The sequence below is a fragment of the Xanthobacter sp. AM11 genome (genome assembly GCF_047444035.1).
Lineage (GTDB): Bacteria > Pseudomonadota > Alphaproteobacteria > Rhizobiales > Xanthobacteraceae > Xanthobacter.
On record NZ_JBLAOA010000001.1, the window covers coordinates 3,506,394 to 3,521,090 of the forward strand.

General features: G+C 70.0%; 15 protein-coding genes. 3 read left to right on the forward strand and 12 right to left on the reverse strand.

The features are described from left to right. The first annotated feature begins 113 nt into the window (after positions 1-113). Complete coding sequence (locus ACI7BZ_RS16100; RefSeq protein ID WP_414118172.1) at positions 114-986, forward strand: hypothetical protein; 873 nt, start codon at positions 114-116, stop codon at positions 984-986. Between the two features lie 10 nt (positions 987-996). On the opposite strand, the gene dnaE is transcribed toward ACI7BZ_RS16100, so the two are convergent. Continuing rightward, positions 997-4,449 carry a DNA polymerase III subunit alpha gene (gene dnaE / locus ACI7BZ_RS16105; RefSeq protein ID WP_414118173.1) on the reverse strand — a complete coding sequence of 1,151 codons (3,453 nt, stop codon included), beginning with the start codon at positions 4,447-4,449 and terminating at the stop codon, positions 997-999. Positions 4,450-4,707: 258 nt separating this feature from the next. Here dnaE and ACI7BZ_RS16110 point away from each other — a divergent pair, with 258 nt between their 5' ends. After that, on the forward strand, positions 4,708-5,133 hold the full coding sequence (locus ACI7BZ_RS16110) for an EamA family transporter (RefSeq protein WP_414118174.1): 426 nt from the start codon (positions 4,708-4,710) through the stop codon (positions 5,131-5,133). 12 nt (positions 5,134-5,145) lie between these two features. On the opposite strand, the gene thiL is transcribed toward ACI7BZ_RS16110, so the two are convergent. The 11 genes from thiL to exbB all read right to left on the reverse strand — a co-directional run bounded on the left by thiL (position 5,146) and on the right by exbB (position 13,869). Further along, positions 5,146-6,141, reverse strand: a complete 996-nt coding sequence (gene thiL, locus ACI7BZ_RS16115) for a thiamine-phosphate kinase (protein ID WP_414118175.1) — start codon at positions 6,139-6,141, stop codon at positions 5,146-5,148. A gap of 1 nt (position 6,142) precedes the next feature. Further along, positions 6,143-6,634, reverse strand: a complete 492-nt coding sequence (gene nusB / locus ACI7BZ_RS16120) for a transcription antitermination factor NusB (protein ID WP_414118176.1) — start codon at positions 6,632-6,634, stop codon at positions 6,143-6,145. Next, on the reverse strand, positions 6,631-7,122 hold the full coding sequence (gene ribH / locus ACI7BZ_RS16125) for a 6,7-dimethyl-8-ribityllumazine synthase (RefSeq protein ID WP_414118177.1): 492 nt from the start codon (positions 7,120-7,122) through the stop codon (positions 6,631-6,633). The genes nusB and ribH overlap by 4 nt, the downstream gene beginning before the upstream one ends. 34 nt (positions 7,123-7,156) lie before the next feature. After that, positions 7,157-7,768: a riboflavin synthase gene (locus ACI7BZ_RS16130; RefSeq protein WP_414118178.1), complete on the reverse strand. Its 612-nt coding sequence runs from the start codon at positions 7,766-7,768 to the stop codon at positions 7,157-7,159. Between the two features lie 65 nt (positions 7,769-7,833). Further along, the gene (locus ACI7BZ_RS16135) at positions 7,834-8,007 is read right to left on the reverse strand and encodes a hypothetical protein (RefSeq protein ID WP_414118179.1); all 174 of its coding nucleotides are present in this window, start codon (positions 8,005-8,007) and stop codon (positions 7,834-7,836) included. A 12-nt stretch (positions 8,008-8,019) separates the two neighbouring features. Next, positions 8,020-9,153, reverse strand: a complete 1,134-nt coding sequence (ribD, locus tag ACI7BZ_RS16140) for a bifunctional diaminohydroxyphosphoribosylaminopyrimidine deaminase/5-amino-6-(5-phosphoribosylamino)uracil reductase RibD (RefSeq protein WP_414118180.1) — start codon at positions 9,151-9,153, stop codon at positions 8,020-8,022. Between the two features lie 11 nt (positions 9,154-9,164). Continuing rightward, on the reverse strand, positions 9,165-9,701 hold the full coding sequence (gene nrdR, locus ACI7BZ_RS16145) for a transcriptional regulator NrdR (RefSeq protein ID WP_414118181.1): 537 nt from the start codon (positions 9,699-9,701) through the stop codon (positions 9,165-9,167). An 81-nt stretch (positions 9,702-9,782) separates the two neighbouring features. Continuing rightward, positions 9,783-11,096, reverse strand: a complete 1,314-nt coding sequence (glyA, locus tag ACI7BZ_RS16150; protein WP_414118182.1) for a serine hydroxymethyltransferase — start codon at positions 11,094-11,096, stop codon at positions 9,783-9,785. 336 nt (positions 11,097-11,432) lie between these two features. Further along, entirely contained in the window at positions 11,433-12,287 is an 855-nt protein-coding gene (locus ACI7BZ_RS16155; RefSeq protein ID WP_414118183.1) for a cell envelope integrity TolA family protein, read from the reverse strand. Further along, positions 12,284-12,784: a TonB system transport protein ExbD gene (exbD, locus tag ACI7BZ_RS16160; RefSeq protein WP_414118184.1), complete on the reverse strand. Its 501-nt coding sequence runs from the start codon at positions 12,782-12,784 to the stop codon at positions 12,284-12,286. The genes ACI7BZ_RS16155 and exbD overlap by 4 nt, the downstream gene beginning before the upstream one ends. A 5-nt stretch (positions 12,785-12,789) precedes the next feature. Then, the gene (gene exbB / locus ACI7BZ_RS16165; protein WP_414118185.1) at positions 12,790-13,869 is read right to left on the reverse strand and encodes a tonB-system energizer ExbB; all 1,080 of its coding nucleotides are present in this window, start codon (positions 13,867-13,869) and stop codon (positions 12,790-12,792) included. A gap of 358 nt (positions 13,870-14,227) precedes the next feature. Between exbB and ACI7BZ_RS16170 the strand changes: the two genes are divergently transcribed. Continuing rightward, positions 14,228-14,614, forward strand: coding sequence for a hypothetical protein (locus ACI7BZ_RS16170; protein ID WP_414118186.1), 387 nt, complete (start codon positions 14,228-14,230; stop codon positions 14,612-14,614). The last annotated feature ends 83 nt before the right edge of the window (positions 14,615-14,697 follow it).

Consider the following 14,697-nt stretch of genomic DNA (forward strand, 5'->3'; position numbering starts at 1 on the left):
GTTTGGGCACCGCCTTATTTTCAAACTGCGATGCGCCCCTCACGCCGCGTCATTGCCTCACCCCTGCTGTTCTCCTTATGTAGCCGCACTTCCGTCCTTCGGAGAGGTTTGAGATGGCGCGGCCGATTTACATCCATGTGGGAACGCACAAGACCGCCACCACGTCGGTCCAGGGTCTCATGGCGCGTGCCAGCAAGGAAATCCCGCGCCACGGCGTGTTCATCCCCAAGGCCGGCCGCAATTCCAAGGATCTGTGCGGGCATCACAATATTGGCTGGAGCCTGCGCGGCGACCCGCGGGCGCAGGAAAAATGGGGCACGCTGGACGATCTGTGCGCCGAGCTCGCCCGCGCCCGGCACCCGCGCGCGCTCCTGTCCTCGGAGGATTTCGAGTATCTGGTCGAATATCCCGATCTGCTGCGCCGCATGGAACAGAAGCTCGAAGCCGTGGGCTGGAGCCCCATTTACATCCTCTTCCTCCGCGACCCTGCGGACTACACGATATCTCTGTACAATGAACTGGCGAAGGATGGCCTGAAGGAGGACTTCCGGGCTTTCGTGGACACCATCCTCTCCGAGGGCCGGTTCGTGTTCCGCAACGACTGGACCTATTACCTGGATTACAACGCCTTCATCGCCAGATGGACGGCGGCGGCGCGCGGCCCCCTGGCGGTCTATTCCTATGACGACGCGGCCTCGGGGGCCGGCGTGCTCCCCGCCTTCCTGCAGTCCATCGGTGTTCCCGCGACGCAGGACATTCTGGAGGCGCCGCCGCCGCGCCCGCATCTCGAACAGCGAATCCGCTATTTCCTGCGGGGCCGGCCGCTGCCCTCCGCCCCTGCCGACCCCTCGCGCCTCAATGTGAATGCCGCCCGGGTCACGGACGACATGCGCACGGAAGCACGCCGCGTCCGCGCCGCCTTCGCCCTGCCCCGCGCCCTCATGCTGCCCATCGGCGCCCCCGCCATTCCGGCGGCGCAGGCCTGAACCACGCGCGTCAGGCCGCCTCCACCGCCACGACGCCGGGAATGGCCTTGAGCGCCCCGGCGATCTGCGGCGAGACGGGATATTTGCCGGGCAGGCTCACCTCCACCTCGGCGCGGGCATCCTCCATCAGCAGGATGAGGCTGACCTCGCCGGAGCCGCCCTCCCCCGCCTTGCCGTCGGCGAGGCGGCGGGCGATGCCCTCGATGGGCTCGGGCGAGCGCAGGAAGATGCGCAGGCCCTTCTGGTGGCGCGACGTGGCGGGGTCGAGCTTCTCGCAATTCTGGATGCGCACGCGCACATCCTCGCCTTGCAACTCGGCGGCGACCGTGAGCAGCAGCGGCGTGCCGGGCTCCAGCAGGTCGCGCAGCTGGGCGAGGCCCTCGGAGAAGATCACCGCCTCATAATGGCCGGAAGGGTCGGACAGGCCGATGATGCCCATGCGGGTGCCGGACTTGGTGCGCCGCTCCTGCTTCGACACCACGGTGGCGGCGAGGCGGCCGAAGGTGTCGCCGGCCCGCACCCCGCGCGCGAAATCCTGATAGGGCCGCACCCGCATCTTCTTCAGCGCATCGGCATAATCGTCCAGCGGATGGCCGGTGAGGAAGAAGCCGATGGCGTCATATTCCTTCTTCAGCCGCTCGGACGGCAGCCACGGCGCCACATCGGGAATGGGCAAAGCGGCGGCGGCCGGGCCGGAGCCGAACATGTCGTTCTGCCCGGACTGGGCGTTGGCCTCCACCCGCTGCGCCTCGGCGGCGATCACCTCGATGGCGGCGAAGGCGCGGGCGCGGTTCTTCTCCAGGCAGTCGAAGCAGCCTGCCGCCATCAGGCTTTCCAGGGTGCGCTTGTTCACCAGCTTCACCGGCAGGCGGGAGGCGAATTCCGCAAGGCTGCGGAACGGCCGGTCGCCGCGGGCGGCCACCAGGGCCTCCACCGCCGCCGCGCCCACGCCCTTGATGGCGGCCATGGCATAGATGATGCGCCCGTCCCGCACCGCGAATTCCCGCTCCGACAGATTGATGTTGGGCGGCACCACCTCGATGCCGAGGCGCTGCGCCTCCTGGCGGAATTCCGCCAGCTTGTCGGTGTTGCCCATGTCCAGCGTCATGGAGGCGGCGAGGAATTCGGTGGGGTAGTTGGCCTTCAGCCATGCCGTCTGGTAGGCGACGAGGGCGTAGGCGGCGGCGTGGGACTTGTTGAAGCCGTAGTCCGCGAACTTGGCCAGAAGGTCGAAGATGGTGTCGGCCTGCGCCTTCTCCACCCCGCGCTCCTGCGCGCCGGAGACGAAGCGCTCGCGCTGCTTCTCCATCTCGGCGCGAATCTTCTTGCCCATGGCGCGGCGCAGCAGGTCGGCTTCGCCCAGCGAATAGCCCGAAAGGGCCTGGGCGATCTGCATCACCTGCTCCTGGTAGATGATGACGCCGAACGTCTCCTTCAGGTAGGGCTCCAGCTTGGGGTGGATATAGTCCGGCTTCGCCCGCTCGTGCTTGCAGTCGCAATAGACCGGAATATTGGCCATGGGGCCGGGCCGGTACAGCGCCACCAGGGCGATGAGGTCCTCCACCCGGTCGGCCTTCATGTCCACCAGCGCCCGGCGCATGCCCGCGCTTTCCACCTGGAACACGCCCACCGTCTCGCCCCGGGCCAGCATGGCGTAGGTCTTGGGGTCGTCCAGCGGGATCTTGGAGATGTCCAGATCAATGCCGCGCTGGTGCACCAGCTTCACCGCCTTGTCGATGGTGGTCAGCGTCTTCAGGCCGAGGAAGTCGAACTTTACGAGGCCCGCCTGCTCCACCCATTTCATGTTGTACTGGGTGACCGGCATGTCGGACTTGGGGTCGCGATACAGCGGCACCAGTTCGTCGAGCTTGCGGTCGCCGATGACGATACCGGCGGCGTGGGTGGAGGCGTGGCGGTTCAGCCCCTCCAGCTTCACGGCGATGCCGAAAGCGCGCTTGACCACCTCTTCCTGGTCGCGCGCCGCCTGAAGGCGCGGCTCGTCCTCGATGGCCTGCTTCAGGGTGACGGGATTGGCCGGGTTCTGCGGCACCAGCTTGCACAGCTTGTCCACCTGCCCATAGGGCATTTCCAGCACCCGGCCCACGTCGCGCAGCACGCCACGCGCCTGCAGGGTGCCGAAGGTGATGATCTGCGCCACCTGGGCGCGGCCGTAGCGCTCCTGCACATAATGGATCACCTCGTCGCGGCGCTCCTGGCAGAAGTCCACGTCGAAGTCGGGCATGGACACGCGGTCCGGGTTCAGGAACCGCTCGAACAGCAGGCCGAAGCGCAGGGGGTCGAGGTCGGTGATCTTCAGCGAATAGGCCACCAGCGAACCGGCGCCCGAGCCGCGCCCTGGCCCCACCGGAATGGTCTGGCGCTTCGCCCACTTGATGAAGTCCGACACGATGAGGAAGTAGCCGGGAAACTTCATCTTGGTGATGACGGAAATCTCGTAGGCGAGGCGCTCCTCATAGACCGCAACGTCGAGCCCCGGCGCCGGGCCGTGCTTTTCCAGCCGCTCGGCGAGGCCCTCGCGGGCCTGGCGCTCCAGCTCGGCCGCCTCCTCCGCCAGCGGGTCGCCCTGCCCGTCGCCGGAGGTGAAGCGGGGCAGGATGGGCTTGGCGGTGCGCACGCGGAAGGCGCTGCGGCGGGCCGCCTCCACCGTGTTGGCGGTGGCCTCGGGCAGGTCCGCGAACAATTCCAGCATCTCCGCCCGCGTCTTGAAGCGGTGCTCGGCGGTGAGGCGCCGGCGGTCCCCTTCGGACACGAGCCGCCCTTCGGCGATGCACAGCAGCGCGTCGTGGGCCTCATAATCGGCCTGGGTGGCGAAGAAGGGCTCGTTGGTGGCCAGAAGGGGGATTCCCTTGGCGTAGGCGAGATCCAGCAGCACCGGCTCCGCCAGCCGCTCCGCGTCGGCGCCGTGGCGCTGCAGCTCCATGTAGAGCCGGTCGCCGAACAGGCCGGTGAGCACCTCCAGCCGCTCCGCCGCCAGTTCGGGATGCCCGGCGACGATGGCCCGGTCGAGGGGGCCGGCGGGGCCGCCGGTCAGGGCGATGAGGCCGTCGTTGGCCTCCTGCAGCCATGCGGGCAGGATGCGCGGCTCGTCCTCGCTCTCGGTCTCCAGGAAGGCGCGCGAGACCAGGTGCATGAGGTTGCGCCAGCCCCGTTCCTCCTTCGCCAGGAGCACGATGCGCGGCCGCCGGGGCCGGATCGCCCCGCGCGGGCCCGCCGGCTCCGGCAGGTCGAGGGCAAGGGACACACCGGCGATGGGCTGGATGCCGGCGCCGGCCATCTTCTCGGAGAATTCCAGCGCGCCGAAGAGGTTGCCGGTGTCGGTAAGGGCGATGGCCGGCTGCGCGTCGCCCTTGGCGAGGTCCGCCAGCTTGCCGATGGAAAGCGCCCCTTCCAGCAGCGAGAAGGAGGAATGCACGTGCAGGTGGACGAAGCCAGGATCGGACATGGGGCACTTCAGTTCAAAACGGACGACACAAACGGGAGCGTAGGAAAAACTAGAGCGCAATCCGATCAAATTGAATCAATTTGATCGGTGAATCGCCCTCTCACTTGAGGCTAGAGCACGCGCCGATCAGCTTGCGTTGCAGGCTGATCGGCGCGTGCTCTAGCAGGATTCGCACCCTGGCGGCGCCGGCCCTGCGCCGTGTCCCCGCTGTTCTCCCGCGCCGCGCATGATGGCGCCGACCGAGCCTGAAAGCACGCAATGTCCCATTCCTGGTTGTTCTGGGCCCTGCTCTCCGCCGCCTTCGCCGCGCTCACCGCCATCTTCGCCAAGGTGGGGGTGGCGCAGGTGAATTCCGATCTCGCGACGCTGCTGCGCACGATCGTCATCCTGGCCATGGTGGCGGCGATGGTGGCGGCCGGCGGCTCCTGGCAGGCGCCGGGAGAAATTCCCCGGCGCACCTGGATGTTCCTGGTTCTCTCCGGCCTCGCCACCGGGGCGTCGTGGCTGTGCTATTTCCGCGCCCTGAAGCTGGGCGAGGCGGCACGGGTGGCGCCGGTGGACAAGCTTTCCGTGGTGCTGGTGGCGGTGTTCGGGGTGATGTTCCTGGGCGAGCGGCTGTCGGCGGTGGCGACGCTCGGCGTCGTCCTCATTGCGGCCGGGGCGGCGCTGGTGGCGGTGGGCTGAGGCCCGCCGGGCTCAGAAATGGCTGAAGCTGCCGGCGCCGAGGGCCAGCGGGTGGCCGCCGGCATCGGTGACCTCCAGCCCTTCCCCCGCCCGGGTCTCGCCGATGAGCGCCACCGGCACGCCGGCTTCCGCCGCCGCGGCGATGAAGGCCGCCACCGCCCCATGGGGCACGCAGGCCACCACCTCGTAGTCGTCGCCGCCGGTGAGGGCTGTGGCAAGCAGGCTGCCGTCCGCCTTCACCACGGCGGCGGCGGCGGCGGAGAGCGGCACCCGCCGCGCCTCCAGGCGCCCGCCGCAGCCGGAGGCGGCGAGCATCTTCGCCACATCTCCCGCCAGCCCGTCCGACACATCCATGGCCGCCGCCGCATGGGCCCGCAGCGCCGGGGCCAGGGCCAGGCGCGGCTGGGGATGAAGGTAGCGGTCGAGGAGATGGGCGCGCTGCTCCCGGTCGAGGCCGGCGAAGGCGGGCGCCGTCCCGTCGCGCCGCAGGACAAGGCCGAGGGCGGCATCGCCGATGGTGCCCGACACCAGAATGGCCTGCCCCGGCCGCGCGCCGGTGCGCGGCACGAAGCCGCCCCTGGGCACCGCCCCCAGCGCGGTGATGGTGATGGTCACCGGCCCGGGGGTGGACACCGTGTCGCCGCCGAGGATGGGACAGCCATGGGCCGCGGCATCGGCGCCGAGGGCCTGCGCAAACGCCTCCACCCATGCCTCGGGCATGGCCTTCGGCAAGGCGATGGCGAGCAGCGCCCCCAGCGGCGCGGCACCCTTGGCGGCAAGGTCCGAAAGGTTCACCCGCAGCGCCTTGCGCGCCACCGAGGCGGGCGGATCATCGGCGAAGAAATGCACCCCCGCCACCACCGCATCCTTGGTCAGCACCAGGTCGCAGCCCTCGGGCGGGGAAAGCAGGGCGGCGTCGTCCAGCAGGCCGAGGGCGGCCGGGGTGCCGGCGATGGGGCGGAAGAAACGGGCGATGAAGCGATCCTCGCCGGACCCGCCACCCTCCATGTCAGCGGCCCGCGCCGGAGAATTCGGCGGGCCGCACCTCGCGGGCCAGAGCGTCGAGCACCGCATTCACCATGCCGGTTTCGTCGCGGTCGAGGAAGGCGCCGGCCACATTCACATATTCGGCGATGACCACGCGGGCCGGCACGTCCGCCTTGGCCAGAAGCTCGAAGGCGCCGGCGCGCAGCACCGCGCGCAGCACCGCTTCCACCCGGCGCAGGGGCCAGCCGTCGGCGAGCACCTTGTCCACCAGCGGGTCGATGCGCCGCTGATCGGCGATGACGCCCTCCACCACGGCGCGGAACAGGCGGATGTCCGCCTCCGGCATCTCCACGCCCTCCACCTCCTGGCCGAGCCAGTGGCTTTCGAACTCGGCGAAGATGTCGTTCACCGGGGTCTGGGCAAGGTCCATCTGGTAGAGCGCCTGCACTGCGCCGAGGCGGGCCGCGCTCTTCTTCATGGGTTTGGCCGGGGCGTTGGCCTGCAGTTCCTTCATGGCTCCAGCCGCCGCTTGAGGCGCAGCAGGGCGAGAGCCGCCTCGGCCGCGCCGCCGCCCTTGTTGCCCTCGGAGACGCGGGCGCGCTCCCAGGCCTGGGCTTCCGTATCCACGGTGAGAATGCCGTTGCCCACTGGAAGGGCATGGGCCATGCCCAGGTCCATCAGGCCGCGGGCGCTCTCCCCCGCCACGATCTCGAAATGGTAGGTCTCGCCGCGGATGACCACGCCGAGCCCCACCACCGCGTCCACCGCATCGCCGCTCATCTCCGCCGCGTCGATGGCGATCTCGGCGGCGATGGGCACTTCGAGGGCACCGGGAACGGTGATCACCTCGATCTCCACGCCGGCCGCCTCCAGCACCGCGCGGGCGCCGGCCAGAAGTTCGTCGGCGAGCGCCTCGTAATAGCGGCCCTCGATGATGAGCACGCGCACGCCCTCAAGCGGGGCATCGCTCGCGTTCGCGCTTTCCTTGCGCGTCGTGACCATGGGGGCGTCTCCGAAAAATCGAGGGGGAGGCGTACTAGGCCCGGGGGAACTCTGCAAGCCGGGCCGCATAGCGGGCCATCAGGTCCGCCTCGAAATTCACCGTGTCCCCCGCCGCGACACCACCCCAGGTGGTCACCGCCAGTGTATGGGGAATGAGCAGGCAGGAGAAGGTGTTGCCCGCAACCGTATTGACCGTGAGGGAGGTGCCGTCCAGCGCCACCGAGCCCTTGGCCGCGACGAAACGCGCAAGATGCTCCGGCACCTCGAACACGAAGCGCGTGGTGGAGCCCAGATCCTCCCGCAAGACCACGCGGGCGGTGCAGTCCACATGGCCGGACACCATGTGCCCGCCCAGTTCGTCGCCCATCTTCAGCGAGCGCTCCAGATTGATGCGCGCGCCTTCGGCCCAGGTGCCCACCGTGGTCACGGCCAGCGTCTCGGGCGCGGCATCCACCGTATAGAGAGTGCCGCGCGGGCCGCCGGCCACAACGCCGGTCACCGTGAGGCACACGCCCGCGTGGGCGATGGAGGCGCCAATCTCGATGCCGGCGGCTTCAAAGGCGGTGGCGATGGTGAGGGTCTTCACCTCGCCCTTCGTCTCCACCTTCACGAGCTCGCCCATGTCGGTGACGATGCCGGTGAACATCACTTCTCTCCTTCGACGGCGGGACGCTCTGGCTCGGCGCGGCTCCAGCCGAGATCCGACAGCATTTACGAAAGCGGCGGCAGCCAGCCGAGCCTATGCATTTGGGCCGCGGTCAGGAATGCGCTTATGAACACCACAATCGCGACGAGCAATGTGCGCACCGGATATTTGGCCGACGTGGGATCGGTGCGCCGGACGATGGCATCTCCGATCTTGCCGAGGAGCACGTTCAGCGGCATGCCCGTCGGCGCCTATCGCCGCCACAGGCGCACGAGATGGTCGGCGCCCAGCCCGGCGCGTTCCACCTCGGCAAAGCCCACGGGTGCGGTGAGGCGGTCCAGCGGCCGGCCGGCGAGGGCGTCATAGGCGTCCGGACCGAGCACAACGGGGCTGCGGAACACCGCCACCTCGTCCACCAGCCCGGCCTCAAGCAAGGCGGCGGCGGTGTGGGGGCCGCCCTCCACCATCAGCCGCGTCACGCCCAAGAGGCCCAGCAGCTTCAGCACGGCGGGAAGGTTCAGCCGCCCATCGGCGCCGCGCGGCGCGCGCAGCACCTCCACGCCCTTGTCATTGAGGATGGCGGCGCGGTCGGCCGGCGCATCCTCCGCCGCGATGACCCACAGCGGCACGTCGCAGGCGGTGCGCACCAGCGCCGAACCTAAGGGAATGTCCAGGTCGGCGTCGAGCACGAGGCGCACCGGCGAGCGGTCCTCATAGCCGTCCAGCCGGCAGGTGAGCATGGGATCGTCGGCGCGCACCGTGCCGAGGCCGACCAGGATGGCATCCGCATGGGCCCGCATCAGATGCGCCCGCGCCCGCGCCTGCGGACCGGTGACCACCGCCGGCCGGGGGCCGGCCAGCGCCGCCTTGCCATCGGCCGAAACCGCCATCTTCAGCAGCACATGGGGCCGGCCCAGGGTGACGCGGCGGATGTGGCCGGCATGGTCGGCCAGCGCCTGCTCGGCGCCGACCCCCACCGTGACCCAGATGCCGGCGGCGCGCAGGCGGGCCACGCCCCGGCCCTTCACCCGGTGGTCCGGGTCTTCGATGGCGGCCACCACCCGGCTGATCCCGGAGGCGATGACGGCATCGGCGCAGGGCGGGGTGCGGCCGTGGTGGGAGCAGGGTTCGAGCGTCACGTAAAGGGTGGCGCCGCGGGCCAGCTCGCCGGCCTGCGCCAGCGCCAGCGGCTCGGCATGGGGGCGCCCGGTGGGCGCGGTTGCGGCCCGCGCCACGATGCGCGGCGCGCCATCCACATGCTGCACCACCACGGCGCCGACGGATGGATTGGGCCAGGTGCGACCGAGGCCGCTCTGCCCCGCCTTTAGGGCGGCGGCCATGAACTGCTCGTCCTCGTGCGGGGAAACGACACTGGCGACCGCCATGGTCCTTGCCCTCATTCCCCGCCCCTTGCGGGCGGGCGCGGCCCGGCCTTCGGCTTGTCCTTCGCGGCCGCCGGCTCGCCCTCGCTGCGGGCCTCGCCGTCGTGCGAAAGCTCCGCCAGGGCGTTCTCAAAGTCCTTGGCCTCGCGGAAATTGCGGTAGACCGAGGCGAAGCGCACATAGGCCACGTCGTCGATCTGCTTGAGGCCCTCCATCACCATCTCGCCGATGGTTTCGGAGGTGATGTCGGTGTCGCCCATGCTCTCCAGCTGGCGCACGATGCCGGACACCATGCGGTCCACCCGCTCGCGGTCCACCGGGCGCTTGCGCAGGGCCACCTCCACCGAGCGCTCCAGCTTCTCGCGCTCGAACGGCACGCGCCGGCCGGAGCGCTTCACCACCATCAGCTCGCGCAGTTGCACCCGCTCGAAGGTGGTGAAGCGGCCGCCGCAATCGGGACAGATGCGACGGCGGCGGATGGCCGTGTGGTCCTCCGTCGGCCGCGAGTCGCGCACCTGGGTATCCGGGCCGCCGCAGTAGGGACAGCGCATGCTTCACCGCCTCCGGGGCTCATGGGCTTTGATCAGGACGGGGGCCGGTGCGAGCGGGAGCACCGCACCGGCCGGGGCGCCTCAGGGGTAGATGGGGAAGCGGGCGAGCAGCGCCGAGACCTTCTCGCGCACCGCGGCTTCCACCAGCGTGTCCTCGTCCGTGCCCTTCTGGGAGAGCACGTCGAGCACCTCGGCGATGAAATGGCCCACCTCCTGGAATTCGGCCACGCCGAAGCCGCGGGTGGTGCAGGCCGGGGTGCCCAGGCGGATGCCCGAAGTCACGAACGGCTTCTCGGGATCGAACGGAATGCCGTTCTTGTTGGTGGTGATGTGCGCGCGGCCGAGCGCGCCTTCCGAGGTCTTGCCGGTGAGGCGCTTGGGGCGCAGATCCACCAGCATCAGGTGGGTGTCGGTGCCGCCGGAGACGATGTCGAAGCCGTGGCCCTTCAGGGTTTCCGCCAGCGCCTTGGCATTTTCCACGACATTCTTCGCGTAGAGCTTGAACTCCGGGCGCAGCGCCTCGCCGAACGCCACCGCCTTGGCGGCGATGACATGCATCAGCGGCCCGCCCTGGATGCCGGGGAAGATGGCCGAGTTGATCTTCTTGGCGAGGCCCTCGTCATTGGTGAGGATCATGCCGCCGCGCGGCCCGCGCAGGGTCTTGTGGGTGGTGGTGGTCACCACATGGGCATGCGGGAAGGGGCTGGGATGGGCGCCGCCGGCGACCAGCCCCGCAAAGTGGGCCATGTCCACCATCAAAAGCGCGCCCACGCTGTCGGCGATAGCCCGCATCTTGGGAAAGTCGATGATGCGCGGATAGGCGGAGCCGCCGGCCACGATGAGCTTCGGCTTGTGCTGGTCGGCCAGCCTGGCCACCTCGTCATAGTCGATGCGCTGGTCGTCCTGGCGCACCGTGTAGGGCACCGGGTTGAACCACTTGCCCGACATGTTGACCGGCGAGCCGTGGGTCAGGTGACCGCCGGCGGCGAGGTTGAGGCCGAGATAGGTATCGCCCGGCTGCATTGTGGCGAAGAACACGCCCTGATTGGCCTGGCTGCCGGAATTGGGCTGCACGTTCGCGAAATCGCAGGCGAACAGCTTCTTGGCGCGCTCGATGGCGAGGTTTTCCGCCACGTCCACGAACTGGCAGCCGCCATAATAGCGCTTGCCGGGATAACCCTCGGCATACTTGTTGGTCAGCACGGAGCCCTGGGCTTCGAGCACGGCGCGCGAGACGATGTTCTCGGACGCGATCAGCTCGATCTCGTCACGCTGGCGACCGAGCTCCGCCTTCACCGTGCCGGCGATCTCGGGGTCGGTCTCCGCGAGAGAGGCGGTGAAGAAGCGGTTCATTTCCTCCGTGACGGAGGATCGGTTCGCGTCCTGCGAGGCCATGGCAGGTCTCCGGTGATGTCGGGGCGCCCCGTCGGGATGCCGGATGAAGCGGCCTGCCAGGGCGGAGGAAGCGCTTATCACAGGGCGAAGGTGAAGTCCAAAGCCGGCGGCCGCGGCGCCAACGCACCAGCCCTGCGCCCGCCGCAGGCCGGGCCGGCGCCGGCAGTGCCCGCGGGCGGCGAATCGCCCGCAAACGTATCGAATTCAGACGGCGTGGCTGCCCGGACGACGCCGCACGGCGACCCCGCCCGGGCATGTCCCACTCAATTCAGTAAGTTAGAGGGCGATTCACCGCTCAATGGAGCCGCGGCTCGGCTCCATGGAGCGGATCGCGCTCTAGCCGCCGCGGGTGGTGAAGTTCACCGGCAGCGGCGTCACATTCTTCGGCCTGCCATCCGGCGGCGCCGGGAAGGGCGAGGCCCGGTGCACCATGGCCATGGCTTCCGCATCCAGCGCCGAATCCCCCGACGAACTGGTCACGCGCACCGAATTGACGCTGCCCGAGCCGGACAGGCCCACGAACAGGACCACACGGCCCACCCGGTCGCGGAGCGGCCGCTTGAAGCGCACCAGATGGGAATAGACCCGCGAGCGCCAGTCGGCGATGGCCGCCGAGGTCACCGCAGCGGCGCCGGGCGAAGGCGCCGCGGTTGCCCGCTCCACCGGTGCATCGGAGCGCGGCGCGGCCATGGTGGCCGGCGCCTGGCGCTTGCGCGTGGGCTTGGCGTCCTTCTTGGGGCGCTCCACCTTCTTCTTCGGCGGCTCCTTCACCTCCTGCTTTTCGGGCTCGGGCTTGGGCAGCACCACTTCGGCCTCGACCGGCGTGGGGTCGATCTCCGGCAGTTTCTCCACCACCTGTTCCACCACCGGCTCGGGGGGTGGGGCGGCGTCCTCCGGCAGGTCGGGGGCGTCGGGCACGGTTTCGGGCGCATAGGACATCTGCGGCCCGGGTGCCGCCTCGTCCACCTGGGATTCCTCGCTCACCGCCATGGGCGCAAGTTCCACCATCACCGCCGCCGGCGGCGCCGCCTCGCCCGCCTCCACCTTGCGCCAGAACAGCGCCGCATAGACCGCCACCGCATGGACCAGGACGATGAAGAGCCCCGCCGCCACGAACCGCAGCACCGTCGCGCCCAGGTGGCTGCGGTCGAAATCGTGCCAGTGGTGATGGTGCGGATGAACGGCGCTCACCGGGGCCCTCCCGGCACGGCGGGAGCGGCAGGGGCCGGGACGGCGGCGGCGGCCGCCGCCGGGCCCTGCGGCGGGATGGCCGCCTCCCCTTCCAGTCCCACCAGCGCCACCTTGAGGTAGCCGGCACCGCGCAGGAGGTTCATCACCTCCATCACGTCGCCATAGGGCACCGCCTTGTCGGCCCGCACGAACACCCGCTGCTGGCGGTCGGAGCCGGTCAGGCTGTCCAGCGCCGGACCGATGCCCGGCCGGGCCACCGGTTCATCGCCGAGGGCGAGGGACAGGTCCTTCTTCACGCTCAGGAACAGCGGCTTCTCCGGGCGCGGCTGCGGCTGGGCGTTGGAGGCGGGCAGGTCCACCTTGACGTCCACGGTGGCGAGCGGTGCCGCCACCATGAAGATGATGAGCAGAACCAGCATCACGTCGATGAACGGCGTGACGTTGATTTCGTGATTCTCCGCGAGGTCGTCCCCGCCCTGGTCGAGCTTGGCTGCCACCGGGCCTACTCCGCCGCGGCCCGCAGCGTGCGCACCTCCACGCCGCAGGCGGCGCGGTCGAGATCACGGGACAGATGGCGCATGACCTCGGCCGAGGTGTCGGACAGGCTCGCCTTGTAGGCCGCGATGGCACGCGCGAACACGTTGTAGATCACCACCGCGGGGATGGCGGCGACGAGGCCGATGGCGGTGGCGAGCAGCGCCTCGGCGATGCCGGGCGCCACCACGGCCAGGTTGGTGGTCTGCGCCTTCGAGATGCCGATGAAGGCATTCATGATGCCCCAGACAGTGCCGAACAGGCCTACGAACGGGGCCGTCGCGCCGATGGTGGCGAGCACGCCGGTGCCGCCCATCATGCGCCGTCCCGCCTTCGCCTCGATCCGGCTGAGGGCGATGGCGACCCGCTCCTTGATGCCCTCGGCGGGCAATTGCTCGGACACGCGCCATTCCCCGAGGGCGGCGCGCACCGTTCCCGGAGCCGCGCCGTTGCCGCGGGGAATCAGCGCCGCCGCCGCGGCGAGGGTTGGCGCGGCGCGCAGGGCCGCCAGCGTCCGCGACACGGTGCGGCGCGCCAGCAGAAGCTCGATGGACTTGGCGAACCAGACGGTCCAGGTGAGCAGGGACGCGAAGGCAAGGCCGATCATCACCGCCTTCACCACCACGTCCGCCGCCATGAACATGCCCCAGGGGCTGAGATCATGGGGCAGCCGCCCGTCCACGCCGACGGCGGGAGCCGGTGCGGCCTGGTCGGCGGCGGCGGGCGCCAGCGCCGGGTGGTGCGCGGCGGGGTGACCTTCCGCCGGTGCGGCGGCCTCGGCAGCCGGAGCCGCCGCTTCAGCCGGCGAAACCCCGGGTGTTGCGGCAGGGGCCGAATCTGGAGCGGCGGGCGCTGCAGCCGCTGGAACAGGGGCCGCGACAGGTGTTGCGGTCGGAGCGGGTCCGGCGGCCGGCGCCGGCTCGGCGGAGGGCTGGGCGTGCGCGGCCGGGATCTGGCTCAGGGAGAAGGAACAGAACATCGCGCCACAAAGCGCCATTGCGAAGAAAGCACGCCACCGCGGCGTGCACGAATGAATACGTGCGGGCATCGCGCATCACCGATCAGAAAAAATGCTGGAATGGCGGGCGGTCCCGCCCGTGGGACAAGCACGGGTACGGGAGTGGCTGGCTTTGTCTTTATAGCCCTATTTGCAGCGCACGCTAACCCCCCTCTCCCCCGTGGCCGGAAAAGCGGCGGCATGTCGCATGCTTTTCGCCTTCTCAAGGCGCCTTCAACGGATTTAGGCTGCCTCTGGGGTATGCTGTCCGCGGCGACCCTCAATCGATCATGCACCTTTCGGGCGCCCTCTGCGCAGCCGGCCGGCCTCCATCGCCGGGCGCCGCGGAACCACCGCCACGATGCGTGCGACAGGGGCGAAGGTGAGGGCAACGGGCACCAGGGCTCGAATGACGCGGGGGCGGCGGGGGCCGGCCCGTGCGGCGGCGCGCCTGCTGCTCACCTGGGCCGCCTGTTATTTCATTCTGCTGCAATCCGTTGCCGGCGCCCTTGCCTTCGGCACCATGGCCGGCGGGCGCGGCAGCGCGCCATTGCTGTGCACTGCGGGAAATGCCGCGCCGGCCGATGGCGTGCCCCACGACGGCATCGTGCGCGGCCTGCATTGCCTCTTGTGCCCGGCCGCCGGCGCCATTCCGGTGCTGGCCGGCCCGCCGGCGCTCCCCCTTCCCTTCCTCCGCATGGAAGGCGCTTCCGCGCCCGGACCGGCTGGCATCGCGCCGGGCGTGGCGTCCATATGCGAGAACGCCCGGTCCAGGGCACCCCCCGCCCGCGGCTGAGCCCGGCCCCGGGGCCCTTCCTTCATCGCAATCCTTGAAACACCCGACCTCACCGGGCGCCGCCGTGCGCCGGTGACAGCGGA